Origin of the sequence: Pseudomonas sp. IT-232MI5 (assembly GCF_949767845.1) — a bacterium.
Lineage (GTDB): Bacteria > Pseudomonadota > Gammaproteobacteria > Pseudomonadales > Pseudomonadaceae > Aquipseudomonas.
On record NZ_CATKQE010000061.1, the window covers coordinates 25,162 to 46,030 of the forward strand.

The following is a 20,869-nucleotide window of genomic DNA, read 5'->3' on the forward strand; positions in this document are numbered from 1 at the left end:
GTCGAGAGTATCGAATCAATGCCGCACATTTTGATCGTCGAAGACGAAACAATTATCCGCTCCGCCTTGCGCCGCCTGCTGGAACGTAATCAGTACCAGGTCAGCGAAGCCGGTTCAGTGCAGGAAGCACAAGAACGCTTCACCATTCCTACGTTCGATCTGATCGTCAGCGATCTGCGCTTGCCGGGTGCGCCGGGCACCGAGCTGATCAAGCTCGGCCAGGGCACACCGGTGCTGATCATGACCAGTTACGCCAGCCTGCGCTCGGCGGTCGACTCGATGAAGATGGGCGCGGTGGACTACATCGCCAAGCCTTTCGACCACGATGAAATGCTTCAGGCTGTCGCGCGGATCCTGCGTGATCGCCAATCGGCACCGGCGGCCGGCGAAGCGGTTGCCAGCAAACCGGCCAATGGCAGCGGTAAATCCGCCGTCGACAACAGCAACGGCGAAATCGGCATCATCGGCTCCTGCCCGCCGATGCAGGATCTGTACAGCAAGATCCGCAAAGTCGCGCCGACCGATTCCAATGTGTTGATCCAGGGCGAGTCCGGCACGGGTAAGGAACTGGTGGCCCGCGCCCTGCACAACCTGTCGAAACGTGCCAAGGCGCCGATGATTTCGGTGAACTGCGCAGCCATTCCGGAAAGCCTGATCGAGTCCGAACTGTTCGGCCATGAGAAAGGCGCATTCACTGGCGCCAGCGCCGGGCGTGCCGGTCTGGTTGAAGCGGCGGACGGCGGCACCTTGTTCCTCGACGAAATCGGTGAGCTGCCACTGGAAGCCCAGGCCCGCCTGCTGCGCGTGTTGCAGGAAGGCGAGATTCGCCGGGTTGGCTCGGTGCAGTCGCAGAAAGTCGATGTGCGCCTGATCGCGGCGACTCACCGGGATCTCAAGAGCCTGGCGAAAATCGGCCAGTTCCGTGAAGACCTTTATTACCGTCTGCATGTGATCGCACTGAAACTGCCGGCCTTGCGCGAGCGCGGTGCCGACGTCAATGAGATCGCCACGGCTTTCCTCGCTCGCCAGAGCGCGCGCATCAACCGTACCGACCTTAAGTTTGCTGCGGATGCCGAACAGGCGATCCGGCATTATTCCTGGCCGGGTAACGTGCGTGAGCTGGAGAACGCGGTCGAGCGCGCAGTGATTCTGAGCGAAAGCCCGGAAATCTCCGCCGATCTGCTGGGCATCGATATCGAGCTGAGCGATCTGGAAGACGACGAGTTCATCGGGCTGCCACCGCAAACGGGCGGTAACGCCAGCAACAGCAGCCATGAGCCGACCGAAGACCTGTCGCTGGAAGACTACTTCCAGCACTTCGTCCTCGAGCATCAGGACCACATGACCGAGACCGAACTGGCGCGCAAACTGGGCGTCAGCCGTAAATGCCTGTGGGAACGCCGTCAGCGTCTGGGCATTCCGCGGCGCAAGACCGGGGTCGCCAGCGAGAGCTGAACGTTACCTGTCGAGTGTGCGGGTAACGCTTGAAGATGTGAAAAAACTGTTACCTCAGTCGATTCACGTAACAGAAGCCGGGGTTATCGGTAACGAAACCCCGGCTTTTTTTCGCCCCGACAAAACGGTTATATCGACCTAACCCCTTGTTTTATTGGGTTTCGCAAAAGTTGGCACGGCACCTGCTATATGTTCAGTACAAGAACAATAACAAGCAATGCACAAGACAATAAAAATAAGACGAATCGACTCACGCACAATAAAAACAAGACGGCGAGAGGCGCAGCTAACTGATTCTTTTGGAGAGGCGTTGTATTTGGGGCTTGCCCCACGACCAGGCCGAGAACAACAAAAACTGTCCTAAGACAGAGCCTGTACTGGTTGGATCGAGAGATCACTGCAATTCAGCGACCAAAGCAATCCGTTTGCTCTTGGCTCCCGATTGGGAGGGTCACGAAGGAAACACTTCGTGGCGAGGGCACTCAACAAAAACAAGAAGCCCGAATCAATAATAAAAAGAGCACGCAACTACTTCTTGGGGAGCTTCGGCTCCCCTTGTAGTTTCTCCTCGTAGCAAAATCCCCCCTTTTTATCGTGCGCGATGCCTGTAGCCTGCGGCTTGCAGCTCAAATCGGCCGTGTCCTACACCATCCCCCGACTAAATGCTAGAATCTGCGCCCATCATGCGGTCATTCTTTGGTATGGCCGAACATTCCTTCAAACAGTGCATCCCATGCTGAAGAAGTTGTTCCAGTCATTCCGAGCTCCCGTGCGTCGTACGCAACACATCCGCAGCACCCCTGAAGTGCTCAACAGCGGCCAACATTCGCTGCAGAAAACGCAATTCAGCCGCTATGCGGTGAATATCGTCGAACGCCTGCAAGGTGCCGGTTACCAGGCTTATCTGGTCGGCGGTTGCGTGCGTGACATGCTGCTGGGCATCACGCCCAAGGATTTCGACGTCGCCACCAGCGCCACCCCCGAGCAAGTCCGTGCCGAATTCCGCAATGCGCGGATCATCGGTCGCCGCTTCAAATTGGTGCATATCCATTTCGGCCGCGAAATCATCGAAGTCGCGACCTTCCGCGCCAACCACCCGGTCAACGAAGACGACGAAGACAGCAACCAGTCTTCGCGTAACGAGAGCGGGCGGATTCTGCGCGACAACGTTTACGGCACCCTGGAAGAAGACGCGCAACGCCGCGACTTCACCATCAACGCCCTGTATTACGATCCGGTCAGCGAGCGCATCCTCGATTACGCCAACGGCGTACACGATATCCGCAACCACCTGATCCGCTTGATCGGTGATCCGAAGCAGCGTTACCAGGAAGACCCGGTGCGCATGCTGCGCGCGGTGCGTTTCGCCGCCAAGCTCAATTTCGGCATTGAAAAGCACACCGTGCAGCCGATCCGTGAACTGGCGCCAATGCTGCGCGAGATCCCGTCGGCGCGTCTGTTCGAAGAAGTGCTCAAGCTGTTCCTCTCGGGACACGGTGCGATCACTTTCGAAATGCTGGTTGATCTGCAGCTGTTCGCCCCATTGTTCCCGGCCAGTGCCGATGCGCTGGAACACAACCCGGAGTACACGCACACGCTGATCAGCGAAGCGCTGACCAACACCGACCTGCGCATCAAGCAGAACAAACCGGTAACCCCGGCGTTCCTGTTTGCCGCGCTGTTGTGGCCTGCCCTGCCGGCCCGCGTGTTGCGCTTGCAGGAACGTGGCATGCCGCCGATTCCGGCGATGCAGGAAGGCGCTCACGAACTGATCGCCGAACAGTGCCAGCGCATTGCGATTCCGAAGCGTTTTACCATGCCGATCCGCGAGATCTGGGACATGCAGGAGCGTCTGCCACGGCGCAGCGGCAAACGTGCCGACCTGTTGCTGGACAACCCGCGTTTCCGTGCCGGTTACGACTTCCTGCTGCTGCGTGAAAGCGCTGGCGAGGAAACCGATGGCCTGGGCGAATGGTGGACGGATTATCAGGACGCCAACGACAGCGAGCGTCGCGACATGATCCGCGACCTCAGCGGTAAAGGTGATGACGCCAGTGGCGCGCCGCGTAAACGTCGCCGCAGCAGCGGTTCCAAGCGCAAACGCGCCGGCGCACCGAGCGCTTCGACAGGCGAGTAAAGGCATGGAACGCATCTACATCGGCATGGGCAGCAACCTCGCTGACCCGGCCGAACAATTGCGCAGCGCCGTCGAGGCGCTGGGGCAATTGCCGCAGACCCTGCTCGCTGGCGTTTCTGCCTTTTATCAAAGCGATTCATTGCTGCCGGGCCAGCCGCGTTACACCAACGCGGTCGCGGCGCTCGACAGCGATCTTGCGCCGATTGCACTGCTCGACGCGCTGCAAGCCATCGAAAACGATCAAGGTCGCGAACGCCTTGAGCGTTGGGGGCCTCGTACGCTGGATCTGGATATTCTGCTGTTCGGCGATCTACTGATCGACGAGCCGCGCCTGAAAGTCCCGCATTACCAGATTCAGGAACGCGCGTTCGTGTTGTATCCGCTCGCCGAACTGGCCCCACAGGACCTGCGCCTGGCCGATGGCCGCAACCTCTCCGATCTGCTGGCAGCCTGCCCGTTCGTCGGCTTGGAACGCCTCCCCCACGCCTGACATAAATCCCTTGTAGGAGCTGCGGAACGCTGCGATCTTTTGATCTTCAAAATCAAGATCAAAAGATCGCAGCGTTCCGCAGCTCCTACAGGAATAGCTTTCCATATCCAGATTTATTGTCGGACAACCCCCCCTCGAATCAGGCCCGCCGCGCCGCTGAATCGCATCAGTAACGGCGGTAACACTCCCCTCGTAACAATGCGGTAACACACGCAATTGACTTCCTGTTGGCTCATCACGACTATAGGCGTCCCGCTGCCGCCAACCCGGCACATACGGGCGCAATCCAGGCCTTATAAGCACGACAAAAGAGCGTGCGCCTGAGTAGATGAAGAATCACGCGCGTTACTCGCAGTAGTTTCCAGAGCGCCTGAACGAGGATTTTTTACATGCCAGCCATCACCCTGACCACGCTCCAGAGCCTCAAGCAGAAAGGTGAAAAGATCACCATGCTGACCTGCTATGACGCGACCTTCGCCCACGCCTGTAATGAGGCCGGTGTCGAAGTGCTGCTGGTGGGCGACTCCCTCGGCATGGTCCTGCAAGGTCACGACAGCACGTTGCCGGTGACCACCGCAGAAATGGCCTACCACACCGCTTGCGTCAAACGCGGCAACACTGATGCCCTGATCCTCGCCGACCTGCCGTTCATGGCCAACGCCACCCTTGAACAAACCATGACCAACAGCGCCATGCTGATGCAGGCCGGTGCGCACATGGTCAAGGTCGAAGGTCAGTTGTGGCTCGCCGAGTCGATCCGTCTGCTCGCCGAACGCGGTGTACCGGTGTGCGCGCACATGGGCCTGACCCCGCAAGCGGTGAACATTCTTGGCGGCTATAAAGTGCAGGGTCGCAACGAGAACCAGGCACGGCAGATGCGCGCTGACGCGATTTCGCTGGAACAGGCCGGCGCGGCGATGCTGCTGCTCGAATGCGTGCCGAGTGAACTGGCCGCTGAAATCAGCCAGGCAGTGAAGATTCCGGTGATCGGGATCGGCGCCGGTAACGCCACCGACGGTCAAGTATTGGTGCTGCACGACATGCTCGGCCTGTCGATCACTGGCCGCGTGCCGAAGTTCGTGAAGAACTTCATGCAGGGTCAGGACAGCATCCAGTCCGCGCTGAAGGCTTACGTCAACGAAGTCAAAGCCACCACGTTCCCTGGCATCGAACACGGATTCTCTGCATGAACACCGTTAAAACCGTACGCGAACTGCGCGCCGCTGTCGCCCGCGCCCGTAGCGAAGGCAAGCGCATCGGCTTCGTGCCGACCATGGGCAATCTGCACAGCGGTCACGTTGCACTGATCACCAAAGCCACGCAACGTGTGGATTTCGTGGTCGCGAGCATTTTCGTCAATCCGCTGCAATTCGGCGCCGGCGAAGACCTCGATAAATACCCGCGCACGTTGGCAGCGGATCAGGAGAAGCTGCTCGAAGCCGGTTGCTCCCTGCTCTTCGCCCCGACGGTCGAAGAAATGTACCCCGACGGCATGGCCGGACAGACTCGGGTCAGCGTGCCGCAATTGTCCGAAGGCCTGTGCGGCGCCAGCCGTCCGGGGCACTTTGAAGGCGTGGCGACCGTGGTCAGCAAGCTGTTCAACATGGTCCAGCCGGATCTGGCGATTTTCGGCCAGAAGGATTATCAGCAACTGGCGGTGATTCGCGCCCTGGTGCACGACTTGAACATGCCGATCCAGATCATTGGCGAACCGACTGTGCGTGCCGCCGACGGCCTGGCGCTGTCCTCGCGCAATGGCTTCCTCAGCGAAGAACAACGTGCGGTGGCCCCGGTGGTTTATCGCAGCCTGAGCAACATTGCCGAGTCGATCAAGCAAGGCGAACGGGATTTCCCGGCGTTGATCAGTGCTCAGCAGCAACTGCTGGAGGCATCTGGGTTGCGTCCGGATTACCTGGAAATCCGCCACGCCCTGACCCTGCGTCCGGCGACGGCTGAAGACCGTGATCTGGTGATTCTGGTGGCCGCATTCCTCGGCACTACGCGGTTGATCGATAACCTGCACCTGAATCTCGATACCCCGGTTTAACCTACACCGCAATACCCCCTGTAGGAGTGAGCCTGCTCGCGATAGCGGTGTGTCAGTCAGCATTAGTGTTGAATGACACACCGCTATCGCGAGCAGGCTCACTCCTACAGTGTTTTTCAGCGTCATGAAGATTGCATTCCAGCTGTATTGCCGCCCTCAAAGCCTTCGGGCACACTGCCCGCCGTTCGATTCCAACCCGGGAAAACCCTCATGCACGCGATCATGCTCAAGGCCAAACTGCACCGCGCCGAAGTCACTCATGCGGTGCTCGATTACGAAGGTTCGTGCGCCATCGATGGCGAGTGGCTGGACTTGTCCGGCATCCGTGAATACGAGCAGATCCAGATTTACAACGTCGACAACGGCGAGCGTTTCACCACCTACGCGATTCGTGGCGAAGAAGGCTCGCGGATGATCTCCGTCAACGGCGCCGCTGCACACAAGGCCAAGGTTGGCGACCGCGTGATCATTTGTGCCTACGCCCATTACAGCGAAGCCGAGCTGGTCAATTTCAAGCCGCGCATGCTTTACATGGCGCCGGGCAATGAGCTGAGCCACACCAGCAACGCCATCCCGGTTCAGCTCGCCTGATCGCGAAACCGCCCCGCTCCCCCTCCGTTTGTCGGCCAGTTCCCGGTCTCGATGTTAAAAAAGTACAGGGATCTGGTCAGACAAAGTCAAGACAGAACGCAGCGCGAGGTTTACTGTATTCGCCCTGTGTCCAGAAATCGTGTCGACGCAGTTGATCCCATGCCCAAACATGGCGTGCCGGGTCTGTTCAGTGTTCAAAAGGCCGTTCAAGTAAAAAGGAAAACCGCAGCGATGGCGTATTACCTCACTCCTCAAGACGTTACCGCTCTGCCCGCCTGGCAAGCGTTGAAAGATCACCGCCAAGCCATGCAGGATTTCAGCATGCGCGAAGCCTTCAACGCCGATCCGCAGCGCTTCAACCAGTTCACCCTTAGCAGCTGCGGACTGTTTCTCGATTATTCGAAGAATTTGATCAACGCCCAGACCCGCAACCTGCTGGTCGGTCTGGCCAATGAAGTCGATCTCAAAGGCGCCATCAAAGCGCTGTTTGAAGGCGAAATCGTCAACACTTCCGAAGGCCGCCCGGCACTGCACACCGCCCTGCGCCGCCCGGTAGGCGACAAACTGTCGGTCAACGGCGTCAACGTGATGCCGGAAGTCCACAAGGTTCTGAACCAGATTACCGATCTGGTCGGCCGCATCCACGACGGTCTGTGGCGTGGTTACACCGAGAAGCCGATCACCGACGTGGTCAACATCGGCATCGGTGGCTCGTTCCTCGGCCCTGAGCTGGTCTCCGAAGCACTGCTGTCGTACGCGCAGAAAGGCGTGCGTTGCCATTATCTGGCGAACATCGACGGCAGCGAATTCCACGAGCTGACGCAGAAACTGCGCGCCGAGACCACGCTGTTCATTGTTTCGTCGAAGTCGTTCAACACCCTCGAAACCCTGAAGAACGCTCAGGCTGCTCGTGCCTGGTACTTGGCACAGGGCGGTTCGGAAGCCGAGCTGTATCGTCACTTCATCGCTGTATCGAGCAACAACGCGGCAGCCGTGGCGTTCGGTATCCGTGAAGAAAACATCTTCCCGATGTGGGACTGGGTTGGCGGTCGTTACTCGCTGTGGTCGGCCATCGGTTTGCCGATTGCCCTGGCCATCGGCATGTCCAACTTCAAGGAGCTGCTGTCCGGCGCCTACACCATGGACCAGCATTTCCAGACCGCGCCGTTCGAACAGAACATGCCGGTGCTGCTGGCCCTGCTCGGTGTCTGGTACGGCAACTTCTGGGGCGCGCAAAGCCACGCGATCCTGCCGTACGACCACTACCTGCGCAACATCACCAAGCACTTGCAACAACTGGACATGGAATCCAACGGCAAGAGCGTGCGTCAGGACGGCACGCCGGTGTCGACCGATACCGGTCCGGTGATCTGGGGCGGCGTCGGCTGCAACGGTCAGCACGCCTACCACCAGTTGCTGCATCAAGGTTCGCAGTTGATCCCGGCCGACTTCATCGTGCCGATCGTCAGCTTCAACCCGGTCTCCGACCACCATCAGTGGCTGTACGCCAACTGCTTGTCGCAGAGCCAGGCGCTGATGCTCGGCAAGACCCTGCCGGAAGCCGAGCAGGAATTGCGCGACAAGGGCATGAGCGAAGAGCAGGTGCACAAACTCGCGCCGCACAAGGTGATCCCGGGCAACCGCCCGAGCAACACCATCGTGGTCGAACGCATCAGCCCGCGTCGTCTCGGCGCATTGGTTGCCATGTATGAGCACAAAGTGTTCGTACAGAGCGTGGTCTGGGGCATCAACGCCTTCGACCAATGGGGCGTGGAGTTGGGCAAGGAACTGGGCAAAGGCGTTTACAACCGCCTGGTCGGCAGCGATGAAACCCTTGCTGATGATCCTTCCACCCAGGGCCTGATCAACTACTTCCGCGGTCGTCACCGCGGTTGATCTGTTGCTTGATAGAGAGCCCCTGAAGTTCAGGGGCTTTTTTTCGTCTGGCGTTTGGCGTGGATTTCGCGGTGGCAGCCAAATCGCTTCCCCCTCACCCCAGCCCTCTCCCCCAAGGGGTAGAGGGGGAAAGGGAGCCGATTTTCACGCTTTTCAATACTTGAGTTCGACTCCGGAATTTCAAGTCGATGTATCAAGCCCAAACACCTCGGTCAGTCCCCTCTCCCTTTGGGAGAGGGGTAGGGTGAGGTGCGGCCTTGATCCCTTCCCCCCATCAGCGCATCTTTATCCTTGTCGCACCACAAGAATAAGGAACCGTCATGTTCGATATCAGCACGTTCCCCAAAGCCGATGCCGTCCGCCAGGCTGCGCAATTGAGTCAGGATGAGTATCGACGGCTTTACCGCGAATCCATTGAACACCCCACGGCCTTCTGGGCCGAACAGGCCACGCGTTTCCTCGACTGGAGCACGCCGTGGCAGACCGTTCAGCGCTACGACCTGAAAACCGGTGAAGCCGCCTGGTTTGCCGGGGGCAAACTGAACGTCAGCTACAACTGCATCGACCGTCACCTGGAACAGCGCGGCGAGCAGACCGCCCTGCTCTGGGAAGGCGACGATCCCGCCGAGTCGGCGCAAATCACTTATAAAAAACTCCACCACCACGTCTGCCGCTTGGCTAACGTGCTGAAAAGCCGTGGCGTGAAGAAAGGTGACCGGGTGTGCATCTACATGCCGATGATCCCCGAAGCCGCGTACGCCATGCTCGCCTGTTCGCGGATCGGCGCGATTCACTCGGTGGTGTTCGGCGGTTTCTCCCCTGATTCCCTGCGTGACCGCATTCTCGATGCCGATTGCCGCACGGTGATCACCGCAGATGAAGGCGTGCGCGGCGGCAAGTTCGTGCCACTGAAGCAGAACGTCGACAAAGCCCTGCAAAGTTGCCCGGACGTCAGCACCGTCGTGGTGGTCGAGCGCAGCCAAGGCAAGGTCGACTGGGTCGAGGGGCGCGATCTCTGGTATCACCAGGCCGTGCGCGATGTCAGCGACGATTGCCCGCCAGAACCGATGGACGCCGAAGATCCGCTGTTCATCCTCTACACCTCCGGCAGTACCGGCAAACCCAAAGGCGTGCTGCACACTACCGGCGGCTATTTGCTGCAAGCGGCGATGACCTTCAAATACGTGCTCGATTACCGCGACGGCGAAGTGTTCTGGTGCACCGCCGACGTCGGCTGGGTCACCGGTCACAGCTATATCGTCTACGGCCCGCTGGCCAACGGCGCGACCACGCTGATGTTCGAAGGCGTACCGAGTTATCCGAGCAGCTCACGATTCTGGCAGGTCATCGATAAACACAAGGTCAATATTTTCTACACCGCACCCACCGCTCTGCGCGCGTTGATGCGTGAAGGTGCCGAACCATTGAAAGAAACCTCGCGCGCCAGCCTCAGGTTGCTCGGCAGCGTCGGCGAGCCAATCAACCCGGAAGCGTGGGAATGGTATTTCAACGTCGTAGGAGAACAGCGCTGCCCCATCGTCGACACCTGGTGGCAGACCGAAACCGGCGGCATCATGCTCAGCCCACTGGTCAGCGCCCAGCGAATCAAGCCTGGCTGCGCCACACAACCGATGTTCGGCGTGCAACCGGTGCTGCTCGATGAACACGGCAAGGAAATCAAAGGCGCCGGCAGCGGCGTGCTGGCGATCAAGTCGAGTTGGCCGGCGCAGATCCGCAGCGTCTATGGCGACCCGCAGCGAATGGTCGACACCTATTTCAAACCCTACCCCGGCTACTATTTCACCGGCGACGGCGCACGCCGCGACGAGGATGGCGACTACTGGATCACCGGGCGCATCGACGACGTGATTAACGTTTCCGGCCACCGCATCGGCACGGCTGAAGTGGAAAGCGCGCTGGTGCTGCACGACAGCATCGCCGAAGCTGCCGTGGTCGGTTACCCGCACGACGTCAAAGGTCAGGGCATCTACGCCTTCGTCACGCCCATGAACGGCACCGAACCCAATGACGAGTTGAAAAAAGAATTGCTCGCCCACGTCAGCAAGGAAATCGGCAGCTTCGCCAAACCCGACTTGATCCAATGGGCGCCGGCCTTGCCGAAAACCCGTTCAGGCAAGATCATGCGGCGCATCTTGCGCAAGATCGCCTGCAACGAACTCGACAGCCTCGGCGACACCTCGACCTTGGCCGACCCGAGTGTGGTGCAGGGACTGATCGACAAGCGCCTCAATCAGTAACACCCCGGGCGTGGTCAGCCGACCGCGCCCGCCCTTTCGCACTGAGTGGTCATGGAATTCATCCGCAGTCGTATTGAAAACCAACTCATGAGCCTGACCGGGCTGTCGCTCGGTCAAATCGACCTGGAAAACCCCAAGGGCGACCCCGGCCTGTTCGGCCCCGACTCAGTCAGTTGGCAAGTGCACGGCGACTTCAGCAGCATGTTGATCGGTGGCATCAGCGCGTTGTTGCTGCAGGCTTTGCATCCGCTGGCACTGGCCGGGGTTTGGGATCATTCGAATTTTCGTCAGGACATGCTCGGGCGTTTGCGGCGCACCAGTCAGTTTGTTTCCGGCACCACGTTCGGCTCGCGACGCGACGCCGACTGGTTGATCGAGAAGGTGCGCACCATTCACCTGCAAGTGGTAGGCACGGCGCCGGACGGTCGGCCCTACGCGGCGAGCGACCCGGATTTGCTGACGTGGGTGCATGTGGCCGAAGTGAGTAACTTTCTCGCAGCGCATTTGCGTTATCGCAATCCGCAGTTGTCGGGGGCGGATCAGGATCGTTATTACGCGGAAATCGCCGTGATTGCCGAACGCCTGGGCGCGCGGGATGTGCCGAAATCACGGCAAGCCGTGGCCGACTATCTGCAACGCATGCGCCCGCAGTTGTTGTGCGATGAACGCAGCCGCGAGGTTTTGCGATTGTTGCTCGCAGCACCGGCGCCGAGTGTTCTGGCGCGACCCTTTGGTGATTTGATGATGAAGGCCGGCATCGACCTGCTGCCGGACTGGGCCAGCGACATGCTCGATGTCCGGCAGAGCTCGCTGCAACGGCAATTGATTCGCGCCAGCGTCAGGCGCAGCGCACCGATGCTGCGTTGGGCGATGCGCAATGGTTCGATGCAACGAGCGAAACGGCGGATGGGCCTGTTGACCTAAAAAGCTTCACGAGCAGGCTCGCTCCCACATTTGGAATGCATTCCCATGTGGGAGCGAGCCTGCTCGCGAAGGCAGCACCTCGGTTACCCGCCAAGCTGTTAAACTCCCGCGCCCCAATTCTCTCCAGCAAGGCGCCCGCATGTCTTCCTTGAATCAGGCGCTGCGCGCCGCCCTCGATCAACGCCAGGACTTGCTCACTGAGCTGCACCGTCAGGGCACCGATTGCTATCGGCTGTTCCACGGCAGCCAGGAAGGCGCCGGCGGTCTGACCATCGACCGCTACGGCCCGCAACTGCTGGTGCAGAGTTTTCACCAGACGCTGGAACGCGATGACCTGCTGCAACTGCACGCGATGGTCAATCAAACCCTGGGCCTGGAAACCTTGCTGGTCTACAACGACCGCTCCCGTGGCAACTCGCGCATCGACCGTGAAGACAGCGTCTACAAAGCCGAAGACGCCGCACTGGTTGATCTGGTCGGTCACGAATGGGGCCTCAATTACCGCGTGCGCGGGCGTCATGCCGGGCAGGATCCGCTGTTGTTCCTCGACCTGCGCAACACGCGCGGCTGGGTCAAGGAGCACGCCAAAGGCAAATCCGTGCTCAACCTGTTCGCCTACACCTGCGGCGTCGGTCTCAGTGCGGCTGCCGGTGGCGCGCGTGAAGTGTGCAACCTGGATTTCGCCGAAGGCAATCTGGCGGTCGGACGCGAAAACGGTCTGCTCAACCCGCAATTTCCTGAGATGCAGTTCATCCAGTCCGATTACTTTCCGGCAATCCGGCAACTCGCCGGTCTGCCGATCAGTCAGCGCCGTGGACAGAAACTGCCGAGCTACCAGCGCCTCGATCAGCGTCAATACGATCTGGTCCTGCTTGATCCGCCCGCTTGGGCCAAGAGCGCATTCGGCACCGTCGACCTGCTGCGCGACTATCAGAGCCTGCTCAAACCGGCCTTGCTGACCACCGCCGACAACGGCGTGCTGATCTGCTGCAACAACCTGGCGAAAGTCAGCATGGACGATTGGCGCGAACAGGTGCTGCGCTGCGCCGAGAAGGCCGGGCGACCGGTGCGTGAGTGGAGCGTGATGACCCCGGGCGCCGACTTCCCGTCCATGGACCAGCAACCGCCGCTGAAAACCCTGATCCTGCAGCTATAAACAACCCTGTGGGAGCTGGCTTGTCAGCGATTGCGGTGGGTCAGTCAACAAAGTTGTCGACTGGTATTCCCTCATCGCTGGCAAGCCAGCTCCCACAGGGGTTCTGTGTTTTGAGAGAAATCTGAACAATCCTGCTCCATGCGAGGTACTTCGGAACCAGAATCGCGTGCCATACTCCAAGGCACTCCGATTCAGACAGATGAAGCCGCACATGCCCAAAGGATTGATTCGCGCGATTGGCGCCTTGTTGACTGCTCTGGCCCTCTACAGCCTGCTGGGGTTTCTGATTTTGCCGGGCATCGCTCTGCGGGTAGCCAATCAGCAACTGGCCACCTACGCGACGGTGCCTGCGCATATCCAGCGCATCGAGCTCAACCCGTTCAGCCTTGAAGTCACCCTGTGGGGACTGGTCATCGGCGAGCCGGGCAAGGAACAGATCGGCTTCGATCGCCTGTACGCCGACCTGCAAATCGACAGCCTGTGGACCAAAGCCCTGCATCTGTCCAACATCGAGCTGGACAAACCAAAGAGCGAAATCCTTTTCGCCAAAGACGGCAAACTCAACCTGCTGGGCCTGTTCAATGTGCCGGCCAGTGAGCCGACACCAGCCGACCCGGACGCCAAACCGTTCCCGCTGCGCATCGACAACATCAAACTGGCCGGCGGCGTCGTGCACTTTGAGGACGTGCGCCCCAGCGAACCCATCGAGTTTCTCTACGACGATCTCAGCTTCGAGCTGAAAAACCTCAGCACCCTGCCCGAAGACAGCGCCGACATGACCCTGGTCGCCATCGGCCCGGCCGGTGGCCGGATCGACTGGAGTGGCAATTTCAGCCTGATCCCGTTCACTTCCGAAGGCACCCTGAAAGTCACCGACGGCAAGATGAAAGCCTTCTGGCCCTACGTGCGAGACTCGGTGCCGCTGGTACTTGAAGACGGCGTGATCAGTCTCAGCAGCGAATACAAACTCAATCTGTCGAAAGAAACCGAACTGCAGTTGAACAATGTCGCGGTGAGCATCGCGCCCTTCGCGATCAAGGCGCCTGATGGACGCCCACTGGCAAAACTCGAACGTCTCGACATCAGCGAAACCTCGCTGGATCTGGCCAAGCAACAAGTCGTGGTCGGCAAGATCCGCAGCAACAAACTGGAAACCTGGGCGGCGCTCGAAGCTGACGGCCAACTGGACTGGCAGAAACTGTTCGCCAGCCAACCGTCGAAACCGGCCGCCAAAGCCGCCGCAGAACCTGCCAGCACGCCCGCCGCTGCCGACTCGCCGAAAGCTGAACCGACTGCGCCAAGCAAGCCTTGGCAAGTGCTGCTCAAAGACGTGCAATTGCGTAACTACACCGTGCATCTGGCCGACCGCTCGGCCCAACCGGCAGTAGCACTGGATATCACCCCACTCAACGTCGACCTGCAGGATTTCGACAGCCTCAACGGCTCGCCCTTCAAGCTCAAGCTCGAAAGCGGCGTGGGCAAGCAAGGCAAGATCACCGCCGACGGCACCGTCAATCTCGCCCCGGTCAACGCCCAGCTCAACGTGAAAACCCAGGACATCGACCTGCGCGTCGCACAGTCCTACATCAATCCTTTCATTCGCCTGGAACTGCGCAGCGGCATGCTCGGCAGTGACCTGAAGCTCAACCTCAAGAGCACCGAACCGCTGGCGCTCAGCGTCACCGGTCGTGCGCAGATCGATCAACTGCACACCCTCGACACCCTGAAAACCCGCGATTTCCTCAAGTGGCAGCAAGTGGTGGTCGAAGGCCTGAATTATCAGCACGGCGACAGTCTGTCGATCGACAGGGTCAACCTGTTCCAGCCTTATGTGCGGTTCATGATCAACGACGATCGCACCACCAACATTGATGATCTGCTGATCCCGCAGCCCGCTGACAGTGGCGCAAAAAGCACAGCAGCCAAACCAGCCAGCAACGAAAAACCGCTGGGCATTCACATCGGTGGCATCGCGATCAATGACGGCTCGGCCAACTTCGCCGATTTCAGCCTGACGCCGAACTTCGCCACCGCCGTGCAGCAGCTCAACGGCCAGATCGGCACCATCGACAGCCGCCAGGCAAAACCGGCCAGCGTCGACATCAAAGGCAAGGTCGACCGCTATGCACCGGTGACCATCAAGGGCGCGGTCAATCCGTTCGACCCGATGGCCAGCCTCGACATCGCCACCAGTTTCAAACGGGTCGAACTGACGACGTTGACGCCCTACTCCGGCAAATTCGCCGGTTACCGCATTCGCAAGGGTCGGCTCAACCTCGACCTGCATTACCTGATCACCAAGGGCCAGCTCAAAGCCGAAAACAAAGTGGTGGTCGAACAATTGCAGCTCGGCGAAAAAGTCGACAGCCCGGATGCCGTGAGCCTGCCGCTGAAACTGGCGATTGCCCTGCTCAAGGACGTCGACGGCAAGATCTCCATCGAATTGCCGGTGACCGGCGACTTGAACAACCCGCAATTCAGCGTGATGCCGATCGTCTGGCAGACCCTGCGCAACCTGATCGTCAAAGCCGCCGCCGCGCCATTCAAAATGATCGGCGGGTTGACCAGTGGCGGCGGTTCGCAAGACCTTGGCACTGTGTCGTTTGCGCCCGGCTCCAGCGAGTTGAGCAAGGATGCCGAAGCGGCGCTGATCAAGCTGTCCCAAGCACTGAAGGAACGTCCGGCACTGCGCCTGGAAATCGAGGGTACTGCCGCGCAAAGCAGCGATGGCCCATTGCTCGCCGAGCAGCGTCTGGAACGTGAATACCAGTACAACTACTACAAGATGCTCCAGCGTCGCGGCGATAAAGTCCCGGCGCAGGCGTCGTTGCTGCAAGTGCCGGACAGCGAGAAAGGTCCGCTGCTCGAAGGCATTTACCGCACCCGCCTGAAAACCCAGCCACCGGCGGAATGGAAGGATCTGGGCAAGGAAGAACGTACGGCGAAAATGCGCGAAGGCGTGATCAAGTTCTGGAGTGGCAGCGACGTGCTGTTGCGTCAGTTGGGTCAGGACCGTGCCAGCAGCATCAAGGATTATCTGGTTGATAAAGGCCAACTGGCAGACGACCGCGTGTACTTCATCGACGCCAACCTTGGCGAAGCCGAAAGCGATGGCCGCGTGGTCACGCAAATGCACCTGGATGCCGAGTGATGAAACTTCAGTGGCTGGCCTTGCTCGCAATGACGCTCGCGGCCAGTCACGCCTCGGCGTCCGATACGCTGCGCTGCGGCAGTCAATTGATCAGCCTTGGCGACCGGTCCAGCGAAGTCCTGCAGAAATGCGGTGAGCCGGTCAGCCGTGATGTGTTGGGCTACAAGCGCAGCGCCAATCGCCGCGAGGAGTTTCAGGTCGAGGAATGGACTTACGGCCCGAGCAACGGCATGTATCAATACCTGCGCTTCGAAGGCAATCGCCTGCGGCAGATCAACAGCAAACGCGGCAACTGAAAAAGCAAAAGATCGCAGCCTTCGGCAGCTCCTACAATCTGGAATGCATTTCCCTGTAGGAGCTGCCGAAGGCTGCGATCTTTTGCTTCTAAAAATAGAACAGGCCCCGACACAAGTGCCGGGGCCCGTAATGGTCACCTCCGTGTGACCGTTCGCATGAACTCTAAAGTTGCGGCAGACGTATTGCTCGGCCCGTCTGTCGCGCCTTCTCCCGGTCCAGGCGAGAAGTCATGCCTTACTCGGCTTTCAGGCCGTCAGCGGAGACCGCTTGTACGCCTTTGATTTTCTTGGTGATGTTCACAGCAGTGGTCTTCTGCGCTTCAGTAATAGCTACATCAGACGACAGCGACACAACGCCTTTGTTGGTTTCTACTTTGATGTCGGTACCTGGAATGCCTTTTTCGGTGACCAGATCACTTTTGACTTTGGTGGTGATCCAGGTGTCGGAAGTAGCTTCTTTCGCCTTGGTGACTTCACCGGCAGCCAGAGTCATTGGAGCCTGGGTAGCCTGAGTGGATTGTGCGAATGCACCGGAAGCCATGGTCAGGGTCAGCGCGGTAGCAGCAGCGGCAGTGATAGCGAACTTCTTCATACGAGTAACTCCTGTTTTTCTGGAAAGTCTGCTGGTTGTCTTGTCAGCAGGGTTACCAAGGTAGTTGCGAACGCTGTGCCAACTTTTCGATCAATACAATATCTTTGTAAATCAACAACTTACAGTTAATGCAAATTTTCGGAATCATGCAATTTGCATGACATGCGCAATATTCACATGCAAGTTGCGGTTTTTTGGAAAGTTCCTAAGACGCTGAAATTATTGAAGCTTTTGTGAAGTGTCGCGCAATGAAAAATGCCCCGCACTGCGGGGCATTCTGTTCAGCACACATTCAACTTATGTACCGCTGGCGGTGCAGCCTTTTGGCGAATAGTCCGGCGCCACAGTGGTGCCGCAAGTCCAGACGCCAGCACCGGTGCCCGATGAACGGGTCAAGGTGATGGTTTTGTCCAGAACAGGGCCAGGAGCGTTCTTGATTGTGCAGACAATGGTGCCGGCCCCGGTCGAAGCGGTGCCCGATGCGGTCACGGCGCAATTTGACGTTGTGACCGTGGCACTACCGGCCACCAGCGTCAGCGTCGGATCGGTACCTTGGTTGATGGTGTCTTCGAACGGCACTTTCATCGCACTGATCTCCGCCAGCCCCGCCGTCACCTTCGACCGCGCCTGATACTTGGAATACTGCGGCAGGGCGATGGTCGCCAGAATCCCGATGATCGCCACCACGATCAACAGCTCGATCAGCGTAAAACCTTGTTGTTTTTTCATAGACACGCTCCATGCATGAGTCGAAATCTCATGATCTGAAAGGGACGCAGCATAGGCCATGCCAATGCCTTCGAGGCCCTGCCCCTTGGGCGCGAACCACCTACAACGCCATTTCCTACAACCCGCAACCGCACTATCTGACACTTTTTGTCACCTGCACCCGCCGTGTTTGGCGCTGTCACTTGACTAGGCTATAAGTCATGAACTGCAAGTGTGCGGAATTCCCATGAATGACATCGCTCTGAGCGGTCTGGCCAAGCAATTGGTCCAGGCCGAACTGCTCACGGAAAAAAGCGCCCAGCAAGCCTGGCAACAGGCCCAGCGCAATCGCCTGTCGCTGGTCAGCTATCTGGTGCAGAACAAACTGGTCAAGAGCTGGCAAGTGGCCGAGATTGCCAGCGAGCATTTCGGCATGGCGTTCCTTGATCTCAATTGCCTCGACAAGGAAACCCAACCCAAAGGCCTGGTCAGCGAAAAACTGGTGCGTCAGCACCATGCCCTGCCCCTGTGGCGGCGCGGCAATAAACTGTTCGTGGGCATTTCCGACCCGAGCAACCATCAAGCGATCAACGACATTCAGTTCAGCACCGGGCTGAGCACCGAAGCCATTCTGGTCGAGGACGACAAGCTCACCGATGCCATCGAGAAGTTCTTCGACACCCACAGCAGTGGCCTGGAAGACATGGCCGATGTCGATCTTGACGGCCTCGATGTCGAATCCGTCGACGACAGCAAGCAGGACGCCATCGGTGGCCTCGATGCCGACGATGCGCCAGTGGTGCGTTTCGTGCACAAGATGCTGCTCGATGCGATCAAGAGCGGCTCGTCCGATTTGCATTTTGAGCCTTACGAGAAAAACTACCGGGTGCGGGTGCGCACCGACGGCATCCTGCGCGAGGTGGCCAAGCCACCGATTCAACTGGCCGGGCGCATCGCGGCACGCCTGAAGGTCATGGCCAGCCTCGATATTTCGGAACGGCGCAAACCCCAGGACGGGCGGATCAAGATGCGCCTGTCGAAAAGCAAGTCGATCGATTTCCGGGTCAACACGCTGCCCACGTTGTGGGGCGAAAAAGTGGTGATCCGGATTCTCGACCCGTCCAGCGCGCAGATCGGTATCGACGCCCTCGGCTATGAGCCCGAGCAAAAGGATCTGTACATGGCCGCACTCAAGCAGCCACAGGGCATGATTCTGGTCACCGGCCCCACCGGGTCGGGTAAAACCGTGTCGCTCTACACCGGCCTGAATATCCTCAATACCGTCGACATCAACATCTCCACCGCCGAAGACCCGGTGGAGATAAACATGGAAGGCATCAACCAGGTCAACGTCAATCCTAAACAAGGACTCGACTTTGCTCAGGCGTTGCGCTCGTTTCTGCGCCAGGACCCGGACGTGATCATGGTCGGTGAGATCCGCGACCTGGAAACCGCCGAGATCGCGATCAAAGCTGCGCAGACCGGTCACCTGGTGCTCTCGACCCTGCACACCAACAGCGCCGCGGAAACCCTGACGCGCCTGCACAACATGGGCATTCCCGGCTTCAACATTGCCACCTCGGTCAGCCTGATCATTGCCCAGCGCCTGGCGCGCAAACTGTGCAGTCACTGCAAGAAAGCCATCGAGATCCCGCGCGAAACCTTGATCAAGGAAGGTTTCCCCGAGGAACGCATCGGCCATTTCACGATCTACGAGCCGGTCGGTTGCGATCACTGCAACGGCGGCTACAAAGGACGCGTGGGAATATATGAAGTGGTGAAGAACACACCAGCACTGCAACACTTGATCATGGCCGAAGGCAACTCGCTGGAAATCGACCTGCAGATGCGCCGCGACGGCTTCGACGACCTGCGCACCTCCGGGCTGCACAAGGCCATGCAAGGCATCACCAGCCTTGAAGAAATCAACCGGGTCACCAAGGACTGAACATGGCGGTCAAGGCAGCGAAAATCAGTATCTATGCCTGGGAAGGTACGGACAGGAAAGGCAGCAAAGTCACCGGTGAACTCAGTGGACAGAATCCGGCACTGATCAAGGCACAACTGCGTAAACAGGGGATCAGTCCCGGCAAGGTACGCAAAAAATCCGCATCGTTGTTGAGTTTTGGCAAACGCATCAAGGCCCAGGACATCGCTCTGTTCACCCGGCAGATGGCGACCATGATGAAGGCCGGTGTGCCGCTGCTGCAGTCGTTCGACATCATTGGCGAAGGCTTTGAAAACCCGGCCATGCGCAAGCTGGTGGACGAGATAAAACAGGAGGTCGCGGCCGGAAACAGCTTCGCCACAGCCCTGCGCAAGAAGCCGCAGTATTTCGACGAGTTGTATTGCAATCTGGTCGATGCGGGCGAGCAGTCCGGCGCCCTCGACACGTTGCTGGAACGCGTCGCGACCTATAAGGAAAAAAGCGAACGGCTCAAGGCCAAAATCAAAAAAGCCATGACCTACCCCACCGCCGTGGTGCTGGTGGCGGCAGTCGTGACCGGGATCCTGCTGGTCAAAGTGGTGCCGCAATTCCAGTCGGTGTTCTCGGGGTTCGGCGCCGAACTGCCGGCCTTCACCCTGATGGTGATCAGCCTGTCGGAATTCATGCAGCAATGGTGGTGGGCGATGCTCGGCGCGCTGGTCGCGGCGATCTTTGGTACCCGCCATGCACTGAAAACATCTCAGGCATTACGCGACCGCAAAGACACCTGGCTGTTGAAACTGCCCTTGGTGGGCACGCTGATGTACAAGTCTGCGGTGGCGCGATTCGCTCGAACCCTGTCGACCACATTCGCTGCCGGTGTGCCGCTGGTGGAAGCGCTCGACTCAGTGGCCGGCGCCACCGGCAACGTGGTGTTCAAGCGTGCCGTGTTGCGGATTCGTCAGGACGTCTCCACCGGCATGCAGTTGAATTTTTCGATGCGCAGCACCGGGGTCTTTCCCAACATGGCCGTGCAGATGACCGCAATTGGCGAAGAGTCGGGGGCGCTAGATGAAATGCTCGACAAGGTTGCAGGCTTTTACGAAGAGGAAGTGGATAACATGGTCGACAACCTCACCAGCCTGATGGAGCCGTTCATCATGGTGGTGCTAGGCGTTATCGTCGGCGGGCTGGTGGTGGCCATGTACCTGCCGATCTTCCAACTCGGCTCAGCGATCTGA

16 protein-coding genes are annotated in these 20,869 nt (G+C 59.1%); 14 read left to right on the forward strand and 2 right to left on the reverse strand.

Features of this window, described 5'->3' with window-relative positions:
- The first annotated feature begins 18 nt into the window (after positions 1–18).
- The 12 genes from ACM6JQ_RS28030 to ACM6JQ_RS28085 all read left to right on the forward strand — a co-directional run bounded on the left by ACM6JQ_RS28030 (position 19) and on the right by ACM6JQ_RS28085 (position 16,401).
- A complete protein-coding gene (locus ACM6JQ_RS28030; RefSeq protein WP_007909919.1) occupies positions 19–1,455 on the forward strand; it encodes a sigma-54-dependent transcriptional regulator in 1,437 nt (478 codons plus the stop codon).
- A gap of 733 nt (positions 1,456–2,188) precedes the next feature.
- Entirely contained in the window at positions 2,189–3,592 is a 1,404-nt protein-coding gene (locus tag ACM6JQ_RS28035) for a polynucleotide adenylyltransferase PcnB (RefSeq protein ID WP_007909918.1), read from the forward strand.
- A 4-nt stretch (positions 3,593–3,596) separates the two neighbouring features.
- A complete protein-coding gene (gene folK, locus ACM6JQ_RS28040; protein WP_414895047.1) occupies positions 3,597–4,082 on the forward strand; it encodes a 2-amino-4-hydroxy-6-hydroxymethyldihydropteridine diphosphokinase in 486 nt (161 codons plus the stop codon).
- Between the two features lie 389 nt (positions 4,083–4,471).
- Positions 4,472–5,272, forward strand: coding sequence for a 3-methyl-2-oxobutanoate hydroxymethyltransferase (gene panB, locus ACM6JQ_RS28045; RefSeq protein ID WP_007909916.1), 801 nt, complete (start codon positions 4,472–4,474; stop codon positions 5,270–5,272).
- The gene (gene panC, locus ACM6JQ_RS28050) at positions 5,269–6,129 is read left to right on the forward strand and encodes a pantoate--beta-alanine ligase (RefSeq protein WP_007909915.1); all 861 of its coding nucleotides are present in this window, start codon (positions 5,269–5,271) and stop codon (positions 6,127–6,129) included. Before panB ends, panC begins: the two co-directional genes overlap by 4 nt.
- A gap of 210 nt (positions 6,130–6,339) precedes the next feature.
- Positions 6,340–6,720, forward strand: a complete 381-nt coding sequence (gene panD / locus ACM6JQ_RS28055) for an aspartate 1-decarboxylase (protein ID WP_003205654.1) — start codon at positions 6,340–6,342, stop codon at positions 6,718–6,720.
- Between the two features lie 231 nt (positions 6,721–6,951).
- Positions 6,952–8,616, forward strand: coding sequence for a glucose-6-phosphate isomerase (gene pgi, locus ACM6JQ_RS28060; protein WP_007909914.1), 1,665 nt, complete (start codon positions 6,952–6,954; stop codon positions 8,614–8,616).
- 320 nt (positions 8,617–8,936) lie between these two features.
- Complete coding sequence (gene acs / locus ACM6JQ_RS28065) at positions 8,937–10,874, forward strand: acetate--CoA ligase (RefSeq protein ID WP_414895048.1); 1,938 nt, start codon at positions 8,937–8,939, stop codon at positions 10,872–10,874.
- 51 nt (positions 10,875–10,925) lie between these two features.
- Positions 10,926–11,798 (forward strand): oxygenase MpaB family protein, encoded by an 873-nt coding sequence (locus ACM6JQ_RS28070; RefSeq protein WP_414895049.1) that lies wholly within the window; start codon positions 10,926–10,928, stop codon positions 11,796–11,798.
- Positions 11,799–11,937: 139 nt separating this feature from the next.
- Positions 11,938–12,954: a class I SAM-dependent rRNA methyltransferase gene (locus tag ACM6JQ_RS28075; protein WP_414895050.1), complete on the forward strand. Its 1,017-nt coding sequence runs from the start codon at positions 11,938–11,940 to the stop codon at positions 12,952–12,954.
- A 199-nt stretch (positions 12,955–13,153) separates the two neighbouring features.
- Positions 13,154–16,105, forward strand: coding sequence for a DUF748 domain-containing protein (locus ACM6JQ_RS28080; protein ID WP_414895051.1), 2,952 nt, complete (start codon positions 13,154–13,156; stop codon positions 16,103–16,105).
- A complete protein-coding gene (locus tag ACM6JQ_RS28085; protein WP_007909909.1) occupies positions 16,105–16,401 on the forward strand; it encodes a DUF2845 domain-containing protein in 297 nt (98 codons plus the stop codon). Before ACM6JQ_RS28080 ends, ACM6JQ_RS28085 begins: the two co-directional genes overlap by 1 nt.
- A gap of 235 nt (positions 16,402–16,636) precedes the next feature.
- Here the strand turns inward: ACM6JQ_RS28085 and ACM6JQ_RS28090 are convergent, their stop codons facing one another.
- Together ACM6JQ_RS28090 and ACM6JQ_RS28095 are read right to left on the reverse strand one after the other, a co-directional pair.
- Positions 16,637–16,993 (reverse strand): BON domain-containing protein, encoded by a 357-nt coding sequence (locus tag ACM6JQ_RS28090; RefSeq protein ID WP_414895052.1) that lies wholly within the window; start codon positions 16,991–16,993, stop codon positions 16,637–16,639.
- A 297-nt stretch (positions 16,994–17,290) separates the two neighbouring features.
- Positions 17,291–17,722 (reverse strand): pilin, encoded by a 432-nt coding sequence (locus ACM6JQ_RS28095; protein WP_007909907.1) that lies wholly within the window; start codon positions 17,720–17,722, stop codon positions 17,291–17,293.
- A gap of 226 nt (positions 17,723–17,948) precedes the next feature.
- Here ACM6JQ_RS28095 and pilB point away from each other — a divergent pair, with 226 nt between their 5' ends.
- Together pilB and ACM6JQ_RS28105 are read left to right on the forward strand one after the other, a co-directional pair.
- Entirely contained in the window at positions 17,949–19,649 is a 1,701-nt protein-coding gene (gene pilB, locus ACM6JQ_RS28100; RefSeq protein WP_007909906.1) for a type IV-A pilus assembly ATPase PilB, read from the forward strand.
- Positions 19,650–19,651: 2 nt separating this feature from the next.
- Positions 19,652–20,869, forward strand: a complete 1,218-nt coding sequence (locus ACM6JQ_RS28105; RefSeq protein WP_007909905.1) for a type II secretion system F family protein — start codon at positions 19,652–19,654, stop codon at positions 20,867–20,869.

Excerpts from the sequence above, each read along its gene's own strand:
- ACM6JQ_RS28030 (WP_007909919.1), top strand. The coding sequence starts at position 19 with ATGCCGCACATTTTGATCGTCGAAGACGAAACAATTATCCGCTCCGCC.
- ACM6JQ_RS28035 (WP_007909918.1), top strand. The coding sequence starts at position 2,189 with ATGCTGAAGAAGTTGTTCCAGTCATTCCGAGCTCCCGTGCGTCGTACG.
- folK (WP_414895047.1), top strand. The coding sequence starts at position 3,597 with ATGGAACGCATCTACATCGGCATGGGCAGCAACCTCGCTGACCCGGCC.
- panB (WP_007909916.1), top strand. The coding sequence starts at position 4,472 with ATGCCAGCCATCACCCTGACCACGCTCCAGAGCCTCAAGCAGAAAGGT.
- panC (WP_007909915.1), top strand. The coding sequence starts at position 5,269 with ATGAACACCGTTAAAACCGTACGCGAACTGCGCGCCGCTGTCGCCCGC.
- panD (WP_003205654.1), top strand. The coding sequence starts at position 6,340 with ATGCACGCGATCATGCTCAAGGCCAAACTGCACCGCGCCGAAGTCACT.
- pgi (WP_007909914.1), top strand. The coding sequence starts at position 6,952 with ATGGCGTATTACCTCACTCCTCAAGACGTTACCGCTCTGCCCGCCTGG.
- acs (WP_414895048.1), top strand. The coding sequence starts at position 8,937 with ATGTTCGATATCAGCACGTTCCCCAAAGCCGATGCCGTCCGCCAGGCT.
- ACM6JQ_RS28070 (WP_414895049.1), top strand. The coding sequence starts at position 10,926 with ATGGAATTCATCCGCAGTCGTATTGAAAACCAACTCATGAGCCTGACC.
- ACM6JQ_RS28075 (WP_414895050.1), top strand. The coding sequence starts at position 11,938 with ATGTCTTCCTTGAATCAGGCGCTGCGCGCCGCCCTCGATCAACGCCAG.
- ACM6JQ_RS28080 (WP_414895051.1), top strand. The coding sequence starts at position 13,154 with ATGAAGCCGCACATGCCCAAAGGATTGATTCGCGCGATTGGCGCCTTG.
- ACM6JQ_RS28085 (WP_007909909.1), top strand. The coding sequence starts at position 16,105 with ATGAAACTTCAGTGGCTGGCCTTGCTCGCAATGACGCTCGCGGCCAGT.
- ACM6JQ_RS28090 (WP_414895052.1), bottom strand. The coding sequence starts at position 16,993 with ATGAAGAAGTTCGCTATCACTGCCGCTGCTGCTACCGCGCTGACCCTG.
- ACM6JQ_RS28095 (WP_007909907.1), bottom strand. The coding sequence starts at position 17,722 with ATGAAAAAACAACAAGGTTTTACGCTGATCGAGCTGTTGATCGTGGTG.
- pilB (WP_007909906.1), top strand. The coding sequence starts at position 17,949 with ATGAATGACATCGCTCTGAGCGGTCTGGCCAAGCAATTGGTCCAGGCC.
- ACM6JQ_RS28105 (WP_007909905.1), top strand. The coding sequence starts at position 19,652 with ATGGCGGTCAAGGCAGCGAAAATCAGTATCTATGCCTGGGAAGGTACG.